Below are 15250 nucleotides of genomic sequence, written 5' to 3' on the forward strand. Positions count from 1 at the left end.
TGTGACGGACCGAACGCTAACGGTCAGGTGTGACGACAAGACGCCAGTGCGGCGTGTATCAGCCAGTGATACGGACGTCCGGCCGTGCGACGCCGTCTGAGAGAATTGACCTGTGATCTCACGAATCGATCTGCGTGGCGACGCCCTCCCGAAGGGTGGCGCCCTGCGCGACCTGCTGCCCCGTGCCGAGTTCGACGTGGAAGCCGCCCTGGAGAAGGTGCGGCCGATCTGCGAGGCCGTGCATCATCGCGGGGACGCGGCGCTGATCGACTACGCGGAGAAGTTCGACGGTGTGGTCCTCGACCAGGTCCGCGTCCCGGCCGCCGCGCTCACGCGCGCGCTGGAGGAGCTGGACCCGGCCGTCCGCGCCGGTCTGGAGGAGTCGATCCGCCGCGCCCGGATCGTCCACCGCGAGCAGCGCCGCAGCCCGCACACCACCCAGGTCGTGCCCGGCGGCACCGTGACCGAGAAGTGGGTTCCGGTCGAGCGCGTCGGGCTGTACGCGCCGGGCGGCCGCTCCGTCTACCCCTCGTCCGTGATCATGAACGCCGTACCGGCGCAGGAAGCGGGCGTCGAGTCCATCGCCCTCGCCTCCCCGCCGCAGCGCGAGCACGGCGGCCTGCCGCACCCGACGATCCTCGCCGCCTGCGCCCTCCTCGGCGTCGACGAGGTGTACGCCGTGGGCGGCGCCCAGGCCGTCGCCATGTTCGCCTACGGCACCGAGTCCTGCGCCCCCGCCAACATGGTCACCGGCCCCGGCAACATCTGGGTCGCCGCCGCCAAGCGGTACTTCACCGGCCGGATCGGCATCGACACCGAGGCCGGCCCGACCGAGATCGCCGTCCTCGCCGACGACACCGCCGACCCGGTGCACATCGCCTCCGACCTGATCAGCCAGGCCGAGCACGACCCGCTCGCCGCCGCCGTCCTCGTCACCGACTCCGTCGACCTCGCCGAGGCCGTCGAGAAGGAGCTGGAGCCGCAGGTCGCGGCCACCCGGCACGTCGAGGACCGGATCCTGCCCGCCCTGCGCGGCCGCCAGTCCGCGATCGTGCTGGTCGACGGCCTGGAGGAGGGCCTGCGCGTGGTCGACGCGTACGGCGCCGAGCACCTGGAGATCCAGACCGCCGACGCCGCCGCCGTCGCGGACCGCGTCCGCAACGCGGGTGCGATCTTCGTCGGCCCGTGGGCGCCGGTCTCGCTCGGCGACTACTGCGCGGGCTCCAACCACGTGCTGCCCACCGGCGGCTGCGCCTGCCACTCCTCGGGCCTGTCCGTCCAGTCCTTCCTGCGCGGCATCCACATCGTGGACTACACCCGCGACGCGCTCGCCGAGGTCGCCCACCACGTGGTGACCCTCGCCGAGGCGGAGGACCTGCCCGCGCACGGCGCGGCCGTCAAGGCCCGGTTCGGATGGAAGGTGCCGCAGCAGTGACCGGCGAGAACATCGGCATCGACGACCTGCCCATCCGCGACGAGCTGCGTGGCAAGTCCCCGTACGGCGCGCCCCAGCTGGACGTGCCCGTACGCCTCAACACCAACGAGAACCCGTACCCGCTGCCCGAGCCGCTCGTCGAGCGCATCGCCGAGCGCGTCCGGGAGGCGGCCCGTACGCTCAACCGCTACCCCGACCGGGACGCCGTCGAGCTCCGTACGGCCCTCGCCGCCTATCTCACGCGTACCACCGGACACGACGTCGGCCTCGCCAACGTCTGGGCCGCCAACGGCTCCAACGAGGTCATCCAGCAGCTGCTCCAGACCTTCGCCGGGCCCGGCCGCCTCGCGATCGGCTTCGAGCCCTCGTACTCCATGCACGGCCTGATCTCACGCGGGACCGGGACGGGCTGGATCTCCGGGCCGCGCAACGACGACTTCACCATCGACGTGGACGCCGCCCAGGCCGCCATCGCCCGGCACCGCCCCGACGTCGTCTTCATCACCACGCCCAACAACCCCACGGGCACCGCCGTCGACACCGAAACCGTGCTGGCGCTGTACGAGGCCGCGCAGGCCGCCAAGCCGTCGCTGGTGGTCGTCGACGAGGCGTACGTGGAGTTCAGCCACCACCCCTCGCTGCTGCCGCTCATCGAGGGCCGGCCCAACCTGGTGGTCTCCCGGACCATGTCCAAGGCGTTCGGCGCCGCCGGACTGCGCCTGGGCTACCTGGCCGCACACCCGGCCGTGGTCGACGCCGTCCAGCTCGTACGCCTGCCGTACCACCTGTCGGCCGTCACCCAGGCCACGGCGCTCGCCGCCCTGGAGCACACCGATACGCTGCTGGGGTACGTCGAGCAGCTCAAGGCCGAGCGCGACCGGCTCGTCGCCGAGCTGCGCGCCATCGGGTACGAGGTCACCGAGTCCGACGCCAACTTCGTCCAGTTCGGACGGTTCACCGGCGAGGGCGGCGCCCATGCGGTCTGGCAGCGGATCCTCGACCGGGGCGTCCTGGTCCGTGACAACGGCGTACCGGGGTGGCTGCGGGTCACCGCCGGCACCCCCGAAGAGAACGACGCGTTCCTGGATGCGGTTCGCGCACTGAAGAAGGAGCAGAGTTCATGAGCCGCGTAGGACGGGTCGAGCGCACCACCAAGGAGACGTCCGTCGTCGTCGAGATAGACCTCGACGGGACCGGAAAGGTCGACGTGTCGACCGGCGTCGGCTTCTACGACCACATGCTCGACCAGCTCGGCCGCCACGGTCTGTTCGACCTCACCGTCAAGACCGACGGCGACCTCCACATCGACTCGCACCACACCATCGAGGACACCGCCCTCGCGCTCGGCGCCGCCTTCAAGCAGGCGCTCGGCGACAAGGTGGGCATCTACCGCTTCGGCAACTGCACGGTGCCCCTGGACGAGTCCCTCGCCCAGGTGACGGTCGACCTGTCCGGCCGCCCCTACCTGGTGCACACGGAGCCGGAGAACATGGCGCCGATGATCGGCTCGTACGACACGACCATGACCCGGCACATTCTGGAGTCGTTCGTCGCGCAGGCCCAGATCGCGCTCCACGTCCACGTGCCGTACGGCCGCAACGCCCACCACATCGTGGAGTGCCAGTTCAAGGCGCTCGCCCGCGCCCTGCGCTACGCCTCCGAGCGGGACCCGCGCGCCGCCGGGATCCTGCCCTCCACGAAGGGCGCGCTGTGACGGGTCTTTCGACCATCCTCATCGTCGTCGGCCTCTTCCTGGCCGGCGGCGTGTACTCCTTCGCCAAGCAGAAGATGCCCAAGGGGCTCATCGTCCTGCTGGCCATCGCCTCGGTGATGTGCCTGGTCGCCGGCGTCCTGCGGATTCAGGGGATCTGGGAATGACTGCACGCAAGGTCGTGGTCTTCGACTACGGGTTCGGCAACGTCCGCTCCGCCGAGCGGGCCCTCGCCCGCGTCGGCGCCGACGTCGAGATCACCCGCGACTACGACAGGGCCATGAACGCCGACGGGCTGCTCGTCCCCGGCGTGGGCGCCTTCGCCGCCTGTATGACGGGGCTCAAGGAGGCCCGCGGCGACTGGATCGTGGAGCGCCGGCTCTCCGGCGGCCGCCCCGTGATGGGCATCTGCGTCGGCATGCAGATCCTCTTCGCGCGCGGCATCGAGCACGGCGTGGAGACCGAGGGCCTCGACGAGTGGCCCGGCACGGTCGGCCCGCTCCAGGCCCCGATCGTGCCCCACATGGGCTGGAACACCGTCGACGCGCCCGAGGACAGCGAGCTCTTCGCCGGCCTCGACGCCGACGCCCGGTTCTACTTCGTGCACTCCTACGCCGTGCACGACTGGGACCTGGAGATCACGAACCCCGCGATGCGCGCGCCCCGGGTCACCTGGTCCACGCACGGCGAGCGGTTCGTGGCGGCCGTCGAGAACGGCGCGCTGTGGGCGACGCAGTTCCACCCCGAGAAGTCCGGCGACGCCGGCGCCCAGCTGCTGACCAACTGGCTCAGCACCTTCTGACCCCCCCGCCTTTCTGCCCCCTCCGAAGGATCTAGGACCCGCTGAGATGAGCAAGCTCGAACTCCTCCCCGCCGTCGACGTCCGGGACGGCCAGGCCGTACGGCTCGTCCATGGCGAGTCCGGCACGGAGACGTCGTACGGCTCTCCCCTGGAGGCGGCCCTGACCTGGCAGCGGGCGGGCGCCGAGTGGCTCCATCTCGTCGACCTCGACGCCGCCTTCGGCACCGGTGACAACCGGCAGCTGATCGCCGAGGTGGCCCAGGCCATGGACATCAAGGTGGAGCTCTCCGGCGGCATCCGCGACGACGCCTCGCTCGCCGCCGCGCTCGCCACCGGCTGCACCCGGGTCAACCTGGGCACCGCCGCCCTGGAGACCCCCGAGTGGGTCGCCAAGGTCATCGCCGAGCACGGCGACAAGATCGCGGTCGGCCTGGACGTCCGCGGCACGACGCTGCGCGGCCGCGGCTGGACCCGCGACGGCGGCGACCTGTACGAGACGCTGGCCCGCCTCGACTCCGAGGGCTGCTCCCGTTACGTGGTCACCGACATCGCCAAGGACGGCACCCTCCAGGGCCCCAACCTGGAGCTGCTGCGCAACGTCTGCGCCGCCACCGACAAGCCGGTCGTCGCCTCCGGCGGCGTCTCCTCGCTGGACGACCTGCGCGCCATCGCCGCGCTCGTCCCCGAGGGCGTCGAGGGCGCGATCGTCGGCAAGGCGCTGTACGCCAAGGCGTTCACCCTGGAGGAGGCCCTCGCGGCCGTCGCGGCGGTGGCCGAATGACCGATTCCGCACGCAGCGGCTCCGTGCGCAAGGTCGTCACCGGCGCGCCCTGGGAGGACCAGTTCGGCTACTCCCGCGCCGTGGAGCTGCCGAACGGCCTGGTCCTGGTCTCCGGCTGCACCTCCGTCGTCGACGGCGAGATCGCCGCAGGCGGCCCGTACGAGCAGGCGGTCAACTCCTTCAACGTCGCCCTGAGCGCGCTGAAGCAGCTGGACCTGGGCGTGGCGGACGTCGTCCGCACGCGCATGTACATCACCCACGCCCGCGATGTGGAGGAGGTGGGCCGCGCGCACAAGGAGCTGTTCGACGCCGTCCGCCCCGCCGCATCGATGATCATCGTCCAAGGGTTCGTCGACCCGAGCCTGGTCGTCGAGGTCGAGGTCGAGGCGTACCGAGGAACAGAGCGAGGAGCGCAGCCCTCATGACCCTCGCGGTCCGAGTCATCCCCTGCCTGGACGTCGACAACGGCCGGGTCGTCAAGGGCGTCAACTTCCAGAACCTGCGCGACGCGGGCGACCCCGTCGAGATGGCCAAGCTGTACGACGCCGAGGGCGCCGACGAGCTGACCTTCCTCGACATCACCGCGTCGTCCGGCAACCGGGAGACCACCTACGACGTGGTGCGCCGCACCGCCGAGCAGGTCTTCATCCCGCTGACCGTCGGCGGCGGCGTCCGCAGCGCCGACGACGTCGACAAGCTGCTGCGCGCCGGTGCCGACAAGGTCGGCGTCAACACCGCGGCCATCGCCCGCCCGGAGCTGATCCAGGAGATCGCCGAGCGCTTCGGCCGCCAGGTGCTGGTCCTGTCCGTCGACGCCCGCCGCACCCCCCAGGGCACCTTCGAGGTCACCACGCACGGCGGCCGCCGCGGCACCGGCATCGACGCCGTCGAGTGGGCCCACCGGGCCGCCGAGCTGGGCGCGGGCGAGATCCTGCTCAACTCGATGGACGCGGACGGCACCAAGGACGGCTACGACACCGAGATGATCGCCGCCGTGCGCAAGCACGTCACGGTCCCGGTGATCGCCTCCGGCGGCGCCGGCAAGCTCGCCGACTTCCCGCCCGCCGTCGACGCGGGCGCGGACGCGGTGCTGGCGGCGTCGGTGTTCCACTTCGGCGACCTGCGGATCTCCCAGGTCAAGGACACTCTGCGCGAGGCCGGCCACCCGGTCCGCTGACGTGGCAACGGTGGGCGGAGCCCGGCGGACGGCTCAGGCCGTCCGCTGGGCCAGCTGTATGAGGTTGCCGACGGTGTCGTCCAGCACGGCCGTCACCACCGGGCCCTGCTCGGTGGGCGCCTGGGTGAACCGCACACCCAGCTCGCTCAGGCGCTCGTGCTCCGCCCGCAGGTCGTCCACCGAGAGCACCAGACACGGCAGCCCGGCCTCGCGCAGCCCCTTCCGGTACTGCTCCGCCATCGGGCTGTCCCCGGGCTCCAGCAACAGCTCCACGTCCTGGCCGGGCGCGGCGACCGTGATGAAGCGCGCCCCGCCCAGGTCCAGGTCCGTTCTCGTCTCGAAGCCGAGCACGCCGGTGTAGAAGGCGTGCGCCTTCGCCTCGTCGTCGACGTACACGCTGGTCATCGCGATCCTGATCATCGTCCGCCTCCGGGGTCCGCCGGGATGAGCTGCGTACGTCCGATGATGCCCGCCACCACTGACAATGGCCGGTCGCGTGCCGTCGCCGCAGGTCAGAGCCGTCAAAGGCCCAGCTGCTTGGCCCCGTGCAGCCGCTCCACGGCCTGCTTGTCGCCCTCAACCTCCACGCGCGCCGCGTCCTGGCGGCCGAACGCGAACATCGTCAGCTCGCCCGGCTCCCCGGTCACCGTGACCACCGGGGTGCCCCGGCGCCCCACCGTCGTCTGGCCGTTCGGGCGGCGCAGCACCAGACCCACCGGCACCTTGCGGCACAGCATGCGCGCCCCCTTCTCCAGGCGCGACCACAGCGCGTCCGCGAAGACCGGGTCCACCTCGCGCGGCGTCCAGTCCGGCTGCGCCCGCCGCACGTCCTCGGCGTGGACGTAGAACTCGACCGTGTTGGCGCCCTCGTCGACCTGCTTGATCGCGTACGGGGACATCCGCGGTGGTCCCGTACGGATCAGCTGGATCAGCTCGTCGTACGGCTTCGAGGCGTACTCCGCCTGCACCTGCTCCAGGCGGGCGCGCAGCGGCCCGATCAGAATCCCCGCCGCGGCGTCGGGGCGGCGCTCGCGCACCACCACGTGGGCCGCCAGGTCCCGGGTCTTCCACCCCTCGCACAGGGTCAGGGCATCCGGACCAGCCGCTTCCAACAGGTCGGCGAGCAGAAGGCGTTCACGCTTGGCATGGGTCGACATGGGCGCCAGCGTACGGCGGCACGGCCCGGTCCGCCCAGTGGACGTACCCCCGGGCAGGCCCCGGGACCACGGCACAATGGCGACATGACCAGCAACCTTGACCCGGCCATCGCCGCCCGTCTCAAGCGCAGCCCCGACGGGCTGGTCCCGGCCATCGCCCAGCAGTACGACACCGGCGAGGTGCTCATGCTCGGCTGGATGGACGACGAGGCCCTGCACCGCACCCTCACCACCGGCCGCTGCACCTACTGGTCCCGCAGCCGCCGCGAGTACTGGGTCAAGGGCGACACCTCCGGTCACGTCCAGCACGTCAAGTCCGTCGCCCTGGACTGCGACGCCGACACCGTCCTGGTCAAGGTCGACCAGGTGGGCGCCGCCTGCCACACCGGGGCCCGCACCTGCTTCGACGCCGACGTCCTCCCCCTCGCCGAATAGGGCCTGCCGCCATGGATCTCGAGACCTTCCGCAAGCTGGCGGCCGACCGCCGCGTCATCCCCGTCAGCCGCCGCCTCCTCGTGGACGGCGACACCCCGGTCGGGCTCTACCGCAAGCTCGCCGCCGAGCGCCCCGGGACCTTCCTCCTGGAGTCCGCCGAGAACGGCCGCTCCTGGTCGCGGTACTCCTTCATCGGCGTCCGCAGCGCCGCCACCCTCACCGCGCGCGACGGACAGGCCCACTGGCTCGGCACCCCGCCCGTCGGCGTCCCCCTCGACGGGGACCCGCTGGAGGCGCTGCGCGCCACCGTCGAGGCACTGCACACTCCGCGCGACCTCGCCGCCGGGCTCCCGCCCTTCACCGGCGGCATGGTCGGCTACCTCGGCTACGACACCGTGCGCCGCCTGGAGCGCATCGGCGAGCACGGCCGCGACGACCTGCGGCTGCCCGAGCTCACCATGCTGCTCACCTCGGACCTCGCCGTCCTCGACCACTGGGACGGCACCGTCCTGCTGATCGCCAACGCGATCAACCACAACGACCTCGACACCGGCGTCGACGAGGCGTACGCGGACGCCGTCGCCCGCCTCGACGCCATGGCCGCCGACCTCGCCGAGCCGCTGGCGACGGAGCCCGCCTCCCTGCCGCCCTCCGAACTGCCGCCGTACACCGCCCTGTGGGGCGGAAAGGCCTACCAGGACGCCGTCGAGGACATCAAGGAGCGCATCCGCGCGGGCGAGGCCTTCCAGGTGGTGCCCTCGCAGCGGTTCGAGACGCCGTGCACGGCGAGCGCCCTGGACGTCTACCGGGTGCTGCGGGCGACCAACCCCTCCCCGTACATGTACCTCTTCCGCTTCGACGGCTTCGACGTCGTCGGGTCCAGCCCCGAAGCACTGGTCAAAGTCGAGGACGGCCGTGCGATGGTGCACCCCATCGCCGGGACGCGCCCGCGCGGGGCGACCCTGCAGGAGGACCAGGCGCTCGCCGAGGAGCTCATCGCCGACCCCAAGGAGCGCGCCGAGCACCTCATGCTCGTCGACCTCGGCCGCAACGACCTGGGCCGGGTGTGCGAACCGGGCTCCGTCGAGGTCGTCGACTTCATGTCGATCGAGCGGTACTCGCACGTCATGCACATCGTCTCCACCGTCACCGGCCGCGTCGCCGAGGGCCGCACCGCCTTCGACGTGCTGACCGCCTGCTTCCCCGCCGGGACCCTGTCCGGCGCGCCCAAGCCCCGCGCCATGCAGATCATCGAGGAGCTGGAGCCCTCCCGGCGCGGACTGTACGGGGGCTGCGTCGGCTACCTGGACTTCGCCGGCGACTCCGACACCGCCATCGCCATCCGTACGGCCCTGCTGCGCGACGGCACGGCGTACGTCCAGGCCGGCGCCGGTGTCGTCGCCGACTCCGACCCGGTCGCCGAGGACACCGAGTGCCGCAACAAGGCGGCCGCCGTGCTCCGCGCCGTACACACCGCCAACCGGATGAACCACGCATGACGGTGTAAGGGATAGTGGAGTACGTGAGTGCCGCATCCGTACCCCAGCCCCGTGCCACGCGCGCGGACGAGACGACGGCCGCCACCCGCGGCCGTCGCAGTCTCGCCGCGGCCCTGTTCCTCGGCGCCGTCGGAGCGGCCGTCGTCCTGCTCGCCTCCGGGCAGACCTGGGCGGAGGGCGTCGTCGCGGTCGGCGGCGGCACGGCCCCGCTCGACGCCGCGGGCGGCGACGTCACCGGCGTACCCACCGCGCTCGCCATCGTCGGCCTGGCGGCCCTGGTGGCCGTCTTCGCGGTCCGCAGGGCCGGCCGGCTCCTGGTCTCGCTGCTGCTCACGCTGAGCGGCGCCGGAGCGGCGGCCGCCGCGTACCTGGGCGCCTCCGACAGCGCCGCGCTGGACGAGCAGGCGGCGCGCACCACCGGGGACACCGCGGCCCGCGTGGAGGCCCTCACGCACACCCCCTGGCCGTACGTCGCGGCGGCCGGCGGCCTGCTGATCCTGCTGGCCGGCCTGCTGGCCCTGCGGTACGGCCGGACCTGGCCCGCCATGTCCGGTCGGTACGAACGCGACGGCGCCCCCCGGGCGCGCGCGGAGCGGCGGCCCGCGGACCCGGACCGCCCCGAGGAGCTGTGGAAGGCCCTCGACCGCGGCGAGGACCCCACCCGAGGGTGACCCCGGATCACCCCGCACGCGCGCGTGCGGGACAATGACCGCGAGCGTCCGCACTCGGCGGGGCCGTAACAGAGCAACATCAACGAGGAGCAATTCATGGCGGGCAGCGACCACGGACACACCCCGGCCGCCTGGACCGGTGTCATCATCTCCTTCGCCGGCTTCTGCGTCGCCGGTGCTTTCATGGTGGCGGCCAACCCGGTGGGCTTCTGGGCGGGTATCGGCGTCATCCTGCTCGGCGGTGTCGTCGGTGCTGCCATGAAGGCCGCCGGCCTCGGCCAGAAGCCGGCTCCGGAGCTGGAGCGCGCCCGCGAGGAGGCCGCCCGCGCCGACCACACGCCCGAGACCGCGCACGCGGGCCGCTCCTGACCCGTTCGGGCGCACCGGCGACACGGGGCGCGGTCCGGCACGGCCGGGCTGCGCCTTTCCGTATGACCGGAGACAATCCCCGGGTGGACGACGCCATGCCGAGCAGCCCCGCCCCGCACGCCCCGGTACCGCCGCATGCCCCGGGCCCGCACACCCCGGGCCCGCACGGCTCGATTCCGCCCCCGCCCCCGCCCCCGCTCGCCCGGCGCCTCGCTGCGCCCGTCGGCACGCTGGCCGCGGTCGCCGCGGCCTTCGCGTACGTGGGCGCCGTCGACCCCAACGAGCCCGGGCACTACCCGGTCTGCCCCCTGCTGCGGTTCACCGGCCTCTACTGCCCCGGCTGCGGGGGCCTGCGCAGCGCCCACGCCTTCGTCCACGGCGACCTGGCCACCGCCCTCGGGGCCAACGCCCTCGCCGTCGCCGGATACGCCGTCTTCGCCGTGCTGATGGCCGTCTGGCTCGTACGGGCCGTGCGCGCGCTGCCGGTACGGATCGACGTCGGACCGCTGTGGGTCTGGTCCTTCGGCGCGCTCCTGGTTCTCTTCGCCGTCGTCCGAAACCTGCCGTTCGGCTCCGCGCTCGCTCCGTGAAGCCGCAGGCCAGGACGGTGCGCACCACCGGGTGCGCACACTGTCGCCGTCGGCGGATACCATCGAGGTGACTGATCCGGCTCCAACATCACCCTCCGGAAGGGGGCCTCTCGCGTGAGTGTGCTCGACGAGATCATCGAGGGCGTACGCGCCGACCTCGCGGAGCGGCAGGCGCGGGTCTCCCTCGACGAGCTCAAGGAGCGGGCGGCGAAGGCGCCCCAGGCCAAGGACGGCGCGGCCGCGCTCCGCGGCGACGGCGTCAAGGTCATCTGCGAGGTCAAGCGCTCCAGCCCGTCCAAGGGAGCGCTCGCCGCGATCGCCGACCCGGCCGGACTCGCCGCGGACTACGAAGCGGGCGGCGCCGCCGTCATCTCCGTCCTGACCGAACAGCGCCGCTTCGGCGGCTCCCTCGCCGACCTGGAAGCCGTCCGCGCCCGGGTCGACATCCCCGTCCTGCGCAAGGACTTCATCGTCACCGCCTACCAGCTGTGGGAGGCGCGGGCGTACGGCGCCGACCTCGCCCTGCTGATCGTCGCGGCCCTCGACCAGCCCGCGCTGGAGTCCCTCATCGAGCGGGCCGAGACCATCGGCCTCACCCCGCTCGTCGAGGTCCACGACGAGGAGGAGGTCGACCGGGCCGTCGCCGCGGGCGCCCGCGTCATCGGCGTGAACGCGCGCAACCTCAAGACCCTCAAGGTCGACCGCGCCACCTTCGAGCGGGTCGCCCCCGAGATCCCGGCCGGGATCGTCAAGGTCGCCGAGTCCGGCATCCGCGGCCCGCACGACCTGATCGCGTACGCCAACGCGGGGGCCGACGCCGTCCTCGTCGGCGAGTCGCTCGTCACCGGCCGCGACCCCAAGGCCGCGGTGGCCGACCTGGTCGCCGCCGGCGCCCACCCCGCCCTGCGGCACGGACGGGGCTGACCCTGCCGTGACCGCCGCCGCCCGCGCCCTCGCGCCGACCCCGCACCCCGCGCCCTCGCGCCGGGTGCCGGCGGCCGACGAGGCGTGCGCGCGGCCGGCCGGTCGCACGGCTCCTCCCTCGCCTTCTCAGGCGCCTTCTCACACGGCTTCCGCCACCGCCGTCACCCGCGCGTGCGTGGGCACGGGCGTGGGCGTCGGATCCGCGGCGGCCGACCGGCCCCGCCACCCGTACGCGACGGGCCTCGCGACCGGCCCGTACGCCCTTCCCGACGCGTACGCCCGGCTCGCCCGCGGCTGCCGTCCGCGTGGCTGCCGGGCCCCGGCCCGGCGGGTGCACGGGCGCCGCGTCCGCTACGTCATCGGCGACGAGCCCGGCCAGGTCAACGGCATGCGATGGCGCGCGCGCACCGCGCGCCTCCACCACCGCTAGCCCACAGCCCCCTCGCGCCCCCTCACCGGGGTGTCCCGGGGTGTCCGTGCGACGGGCGGGGAGCGGTGGCGTCGGCGCACACCGTGACCACCGTCCCACGAGACATCCGGGGGCGTTCCCGCCCCCGTGAGGAGCAGTCGCATGCCCAGCGAGTTCTTCATTCCCGACCCCCAGGGTCACGTCCCGAGCACCGAGGGCTACTTCGGTGCCTACGGCGGCAAGTTCATCCCCGAGGCGCTCGTCGCCGCGGTCGACGAGGTCGCCGTCGAGTACGAGAAGGCCAAGGCCGACCCCGCCTTCGCGGCCGAGCTCGACGACCTGCTGATGAACTACACCGGCCGTCCCAGCGCCCTCACCGAGGTGCCCCGGTTCGCCCGGCACGCCGGCGGCGCGCGGGTCTTCCTCAAGCGGGAGGACCTCAACCACACCGGCTCGCACAAGATCAACAACGTGCTGGGCCAGGCCCTGCTCACCAAGCGCATGGGCAAGACGCGCGTCATCGCCGAGACCGGCGCCGGCCAGCACGGTGTCGCCACCGCCACCGCCTGCGCCCTCTTCGGCCTCGAGTGCACCATCTACATGGGCGAGATCGACACCCAGCGCCAGGCGCTGAACGTCGCCCGGATGCGCATGCTCGGCGCCGAGGTCATCCCCGTGAAGTCCGGCAGCCGCACCCTGAAGGACGCCATCAACGAGGCGTTCCGCGACTGGGTCGCCAACGTCGACCACACGCACTACCTCTTCGGCACGGTCGCCGGCCCGCACCCCTTCCCCGCCATGGTGCGCGACTTCCACCGCGTCATCGGCGTCGAGGCCCGCCGCCAGATCCTGGAGCGGGCGGGCCGGCTGCCCGACGCGGCGATCGCCTGCGTCGGCGGCGGCTCCAACGCCATCGGCCTGTTCCACGCGTTCATCCCGGACGCGTCCGTCCGGCTGGTGGGCTGCGAGCCCGCCGGACACGGCGTGGAGACCGGCGAGCACGCCGCCACCCTCACCGCGGGCGAGCCCGGCATCCTGCACGGCTCGCGCTCCTACGTCCTCCAGGACGAGGAGGGCCAGATCACCGAGCCGTACTCCATCTCGGCCGGCCTGGACTACCCGGGCATCGGCCCGGAGCACGCGTACCTCAAGGACAGCGGGCGCGGCGAGTACCGCGCGGTGACCGACGACGCGGCGATGCAGGCCCTGCGCCTGCTGTCCCGTACGGAGGGCATCATCCCGGCCATCGAGTCGGCGCACGCGCTGGCCGGTGCCCTGGAGGTCGGGCGCGAACTCGGCGAGGACGGCCTGATCGTCGTCAACCTCTCCGGCCGTGGCGACAAGGACATGGACACCGCCGCCCGCTATTTCGGACTGTACGACGCCGAGCCGCCCGCCGTGGTCGAGGCCGACGCCTCCGCCGAGAACGGCGCCGCCGAGATCCAGCGCGACACCCAGGGGGAGACCAAGTGAGCGGGAACATCCAGCTGCTTCAGGACACCCTGGAGCAGGCCAGGGCGGAGAAGCGCGCCGCCCTCATCGCCTACCTCCCGGCCGGCTTCCCCACCGTCGACGGTGGCATCGAGGCCGTCAAGGCCGTCCTCGACGGGGGCGCCGACATCGTCGAGGTCGGACTGCCGCACAGCGACCCGGTCCTGGACGGCCCGGTCATCCAGACCGCCGACGACATCGCGCTGCGCGGCGGCGTGAAGATCGCCGACGTGATGCGCACGGTCCGCGAGGCCCACCGGGCCACCGGCAAGCCGGTCCTCGTGATGACGTACTGGAACCCCATCGACCGGTACGGCGTCGAGCGCTTCACCGCCGAGCTGGCCGAGGCGGGCGGCGCCGGCTGCATCCTGCCCGACCTGCCCGTCCAGGAGTCCGCGCTGTGGCGCGAGCACGCCGAGAAGCACGGCCTCGCCACCGTCTTCGTCGTCGCGCCGAGCAGCAAGGACGAGCGGCTCGCCACCATCACGCGCGCGGGGAGCGGCTTCGTGTACGCCGCCTCCCTGATGGGCGTCACCGGCACCCGCGAGTCGGTCGGCGCCCAGGCCGCCGACCTGGTGCGGCGCACCCGCGCCACCACCGAGCTGCCGGTCTGCGTCGGCCTCGGCGTCTCCAACGCCGAACAGGCCGCCGAGGTCGCCACCTTCGCCGACGGCGTCATCGTCGGCTCCGCCTTCGTCAAGCGGATGCTCGACGCCGAGGACCACGCCGCGGGCATCGCCGCCGTACGGGAACTGGCGGGCGAACTCGCGCGAGGAGTGCGGCAGGTTTCGTAGCTCGTACGGGTGGATCTGGACCGGGGAGGCGCGCCCGCGCCTCCCCGGTTCGTTGCTGTGGGCGTGAGCGAGAAGAACAGTGCAGGCAAGCGGAGCGCGCGCGAACGGCTCCAGAAGGAACGCGAGCAGCAGAAGGCGCGGGACCGGCGCAGGCGCACCCTGCTCGTGTCGGCGGCCGTCGTCGGCGTGCTCGGCCTGGCCGCGGTGGTCGGCGTCATCGCCGCCAACACCGGCGACAAGAACGACGGCTCCGGCGACGGCCCGGTCACGGCGCCCTCCGGAGCGGCGGGCAAGGACGGGCTGGCGATTCCCGCCGGCGCCACGGACGCCCCGTCCACGCTCACGATCTGGGAGGACTTCCGCTGCCCGGCCTGCGCCCAGTTCGAGAACGCCGTCCGGGACACCGTCCACGAGCTGACCGAGTCGGGCCAGGTCAAGGTCGAGTACCACCTCGCCACGATCATCGACGGCAACATGGGCGGCACCGGCTCGCTGAACGCCGCGAACGCCGCGGCCTGCGCCCAGGACGCCGGAAAGTTCGTGCCGTACCACGACGTCCTCTACCAGAACCAGCCCCCCGAGCCGGACGACGCCTTCGCCAAGGACGACCGCCTCTTCGAGCTGGCGGCGAAGGTGCCGGGCCTGGACACGCCGGCCTTCCGCAGCTGTGTGGCGGAGGGCAAGCACGACGGCTGGGTCAACAAGTCGGCCCAGGCCTTCCGGGAGGGCGACTTCCGGGGGACGCCGACCGTGCTGCTCAACGGAGAATCGATCTTCCCGACCAAGGGCAAGGAGCAGATCTCCGTGGAGAACCTGAAGAAGTGGGTCGCCGAGGCCAACAAGGGCAAGAAGCGGGGCACCGCCTTCCCCACGGCGCCCGCCTCGCCCTCGGCCCCGGGCTCCCCGGCCGGCCAGGGTTCCCCGTCGCCCGAGCGGAGCTGACAGCCCGGCTTGTTATGCAGTCTTTGCCGGGCGGGTTCCCGTGTCTCCCGCCCGGCACGGTAG

20 protein-coding genes are annotated in these 15250 nt (G+C 72.8%); 18 read left to right on the forward strand and 2 right to left on the reverse strand.

Going from position 1 to position 15250, the window contains the following annotated elements; translation table 11 throughout:
• The first annotated feature begins 112 nt into the window (after positions 1-112).
• From hisD to hisF, 8 genes are read left to right on the forward strand one after another with little or no spacing between them, the layout of a single operon-like run.
• A complete protein-coding gene (hisD, locus tag ACIRNI_RS11180) occupies positions 113-1435 on the forward strand; it encodes a histidinol dehydrogenase (protein ID WP_403550394.1) in 1323 nt (440 codons plus the stop codon).
• Entirely contained in the window at positions 1432-2559 is a 1128-nt protein-coding gene (locus ACIRNI_RS11185; RefSeq protein WP_403550396.1) for a histidinol-phosphate transaminase, read from the forward strand. The genes hisD and ACIRNI_RS11185 overlap by 4 nt, the downstream gene beginning before the upstream one ends.
• Positions 2556-3149, forward strand: a complete 594-nt coding sequence (gene hisB, locus ACIRNI_RS11190) for an imidazoleglycerol-phosphate dehydratase HisB (protein ID WP_030492957.1) — start codon at positions 2556-2558, stop codon at positions 3147-3149. The genes ACIRNI_RS11185 and hisB overlap by 4 nt, the downstream gene beginning before the upstream one ends.
• The gene (locus ACIRNI_RS11195) at positions 3146-3313 is read left to right on the forward strand and encodes a hypothetical protein (protein WP_355358377.1); all 168 of its coding nucleotides are present in this window, start codon (positions 3146-3148) and stop codon (positions 3311-3313) included. Before hisB ends, ACIRNI_RS11195 begins: the two co-directional genes overlap by 4 nt.
• The gene (gene hisH, locus ACIRNI_RS11200) at positions 3310-3948 is read left to right on the forward strand and encodes an imidazole glycerol phosphate synthase subunit HisH (RefSeq protein ID WP_403550398.1); all 639 of its coding nucleotides are present in this window, start codon (positions 3310-3312) and stop codon (positions 3946-3948) included. Before ACIRNI_RS11195 ends, hisH begins: the two co-directional genes overlap by 4 nt.
• 46 nt (positions 3949-3994) lie before the next feature.
• Complete coding sequence (priA, locus tag ACIRNI_RS11205; RefSeq protein ID WP_403550400.1) at positions 3995-4729, forward strand: bifunctional 1-(5-phosphoribosyl)-5-((5-phosphoribosylamino)methylideneamino)imidazole-4-carboxamide isomerase/phosphoribosylanthranilate isomerase PriA; 735 nt, start codon at positions 3995-3997, stop codon at positions 4727-4729.
• Positions 4726-5154 (forward strand): RidA family protein, encoded by a 429-nt coding sequence (locus ACIRNI_RS11210; RefSeq protein ID WP_403550402.1) that lies wholly within the window; start codon positions 4726-4728, stop codon positions 5152-5154. The genes priA and ACIRNI_RS11210 overlap by 4 nt, the downstream gene beginning before the upstream one ends.
• A complete protein-coding gene (gene hisF / locus ACIRNI_RS11215; RefSeq protein ID WP_403550404.1) occupies positions 5151-5906 on the forward strand; it encodes an imidazole glycerol phosphate synthase subunit HisF in 756 nt (251 codons plus the stop codon). The genes ACIRNI_RS11210 and hisF overlap by 4 nt, the downstream gene beginning before the upstream one ends.
• A gap of 33 nt (positions 5907-5939) precedes the next feature.
• Here hisF and ACIRNI_RS11220 read toward each other — a convergent pair whose 3' ends face one another.
• Together ACIRNI_RS11220 and ACIRNI_RS11225 are read right to left on the reverse strand one after the other, a co-directional pair.
• Positions 5940-6326 carry a VOC family protein gene (locus tag ACIRNI_RS11220; protein WP_403550407.1) on the reverse strand — a complete coding sequence of 129 codons (387 nt, stop codon included), beginning with the start codon at positions 6324-6326 and terminating at the stop codon, positions 5940-5942.
• A 101-nt stretch (positions 6327-6427) separates the two neighbouring features.
• The gene (locus tag ACIRNI_RS11225; RefSeq protein WP_403550409.1) at positions 6428-7063 is read right to left on the reverse strand and encodes a TIGR03085 family metal-binding protein; all 636 of its coding nucleotides are present in this window, start codon (positions 7061-7063) and stop codon (positions 6428-6430) included.
• 84 nt (positions 7064-7147) lie between these two features.
• Between ACIRNI_RS11225 and hisI the strand changes: the two genes are divergently transcribed.
• The 10 genes from hisI (at position 7148) to ACIRNI_RS11275 (ending at position 15187) form a co-directional block, all read left to right on the forward strand.
• Positions 7148-7498, forward strand: a complete 351-nt coding sequence (gene hisI / locus ACIRNI_RS11230) for a phosphoribosyl-AMP cyclohydrolase (RefSeq protein WP_355358359.1) — start codon at positions 7148-7150, stop codon at positions 7496-7498.
• A gap of 11 nt (positions 7499-7509) precedes the next feature.
• On the forward strand, positions 7510-8997 hold the full coding sequence (locus tag ACIRNI_RS11235) for an anthranilate synthase component I (protein ID WP_403550411.1): 1488 nt from the start codon (positions 7510-7512) through the stop codon (positions 8995-8997).
• 14 nt (positions 8998-9011) lie between these two features.
• On the forward strand, positions 9012-9668 hold the full coding sequence (locus tag ACIRNI_RS11240; protein WP_403550413.1) for a TIGR02234 family membrane protein: 657 nt from the start codon (positions 9012-9014) through the stop codon (positions 9666-9668).
• 96 nt (positions 9669-9764) lie between these two features.
• Positions 9765-10037, forward strand: a complete 273-nt coding sequence (locus tag ACIRNI_RS11245; protein WP_403550415.1) for an HGxxPAAW family protein — start codon at positions 9765-9767, stop codon at positions 10035-10037.
• Positions 10038-10132: 95 nt separating this feature from the next.
• Complete coding sequence (locus ACIRNI_RS11250; protein WP_403550852.1) at positions 10133-10627, forward strand: DUF2752 domain-containing protein; 495 nt, start codon at positions 10133-10135, stop codon at positions 10625-10627.
• A gap of 114 nt (positions 10628-10741) precedes the next feature.
• Positions 10742-11551, forward strand: coding sequence for an indole-3-glycerol phosphate synthase TrpC (gene trpC, locus ACIRNI_RS11255; protein ID WP_403550417.1), 810 nt, complete (start codon positions 10742-10744; stop codon positions 11549-11551).
• A gap of 187 nt (positions 11552-11738) precedes the next feature.
• Complete coding sequence (gene trpM, locus ACIRNI_RS11260) at positions 11739-11981, forward strand: tryptophan biosynthesis modulator TrpM (protein ID WP_403550419.1); 243 nt, start codon at positions 11739-11741, stop codon at positions 11979-11981.
• A gap of 141 nt (positions 11982-12122) precedes the next feature.
• Positions 12123-13433, forward strand: coding sequence for a tryptophan synthase subunit beta (gene trpB, locus ACIRNI_RS11265; protein WP_355358344.1), 1311 nt, complete (start codon positions 12123-12125; stop codon positions 13431-13433).
• Positions 13430-14245 (forward strand): tryptophan synthase subunit alpha, encoded by an 816-nt coding sequence (gene trpA / locus ACIRNI_RS11270; protein WP_403550421.1) that lies wholly within the window; start codon positions 13430-13432, stop codon positions 14243-14245. Before trpB ends, trpA begins: the two co-directional genes overlap by 4 nt.
• Positions 14246-14308: 63 nt before the next feature.
• On the forward strand, positions 14309-15187 hold the full coding sequence (locus ACIRNI_RS11275) for a thioredoxin domain-containing protein (protein WP_403550423.1): 879 nt from the start codon (positions 14309-14311) through the stop codon (positions 15185-15187).
• The last annotated feature ends 63 nt before the right edge of the window (positions 15188-15250 follow it).

This window comes from Streptomyces sp. NPDC093546 (assembly GCF_044765045.1).
GTDB lineage: Bacteria > Actinomycetota > Actinomycetes > Streptomycetales > Streptomycetaceae > Streptomyces.

Coding starts and splice junctions, on each gene's coding strand:
- hisB (WP_030492957.1), top strand. CDS start 2,556: ATGAGCCGCGTAGGACGGGTCGAGCGCACCACCAAGGAGACGTCCGTC.
- hisH (WP_403550398.1), top strand. CDS start 3,310: ATGACTGCACGCAAGGTCGTGGTCTTCGACTACGGGTTCGGCAACGTC.
- priA (WP_403550400.1), top strand. CDS start 3,995: ATGAGCAAGCTCGAACTCCTCCCCGCCGTCGACGTCCGGGACGGCCAG.
- ACIRNI_RS11210 (WP_403550402.1), top strand. CDS start 4,726: ATGACCGATTCCGCACGCAGCGGCTCCGTGCGCAAGGTCGTCACCGGC.
- hisF (WP_403550404.1), top strand. CDS start 5,151: ATGACCCTCGCGGTCCGAGTCATCCCCTGCCTGGACGTCGACAACGGC.
- ACIRNI_RS11220 (WP_403550407.1), bottom strand. CDS start 6,326: ATGATCAGGATCGCGATGACCAGCGTGTACGTCGACGACGAGGCGAAG.
- ACIRNI_RS11225 (WP_403550409.1), bottom strand. CDS start 7,063: ATGTCGACCCATGCCAAGCGTGAACGCCTTCTGCTCGCCGACCTGTTG.
- hisI (WP_355358359.1), top strand. CDS start 7,148: ATGACCAGCAACCTTGACCCGGCCATCGCCGCCCGTCTCAAGCGCAGC.
- ACIRNI_RS11235 (WP_403550411.1), top strand. CDS start 7,510: ATGGATCTCGAGACCTTCCGCAAGCTGGCGGCCGACCGCCGCGTCATC.
- ACIRNI_RS11245 (WP_403550415.1), top strand. CDS start 9,765: ATGGCGGGCAGCGACCACGGACACACCCCGGCCGCCTGGACCGGTGTC.
- ACIRNI_RS11250 (WP_403550852.1), top strand. CDS start 10,133: ATGCCGAGCAGCCCCGCCCCGCACGCCCCGGTACCGCCGCATGCCCCG.
- trpB (WP_355358344.1), top strand. CDS start 12,123: ATGCCCAGCGAGTTCTTCATTCCCGACCCCCAGGGTCACGTCCCGAGC.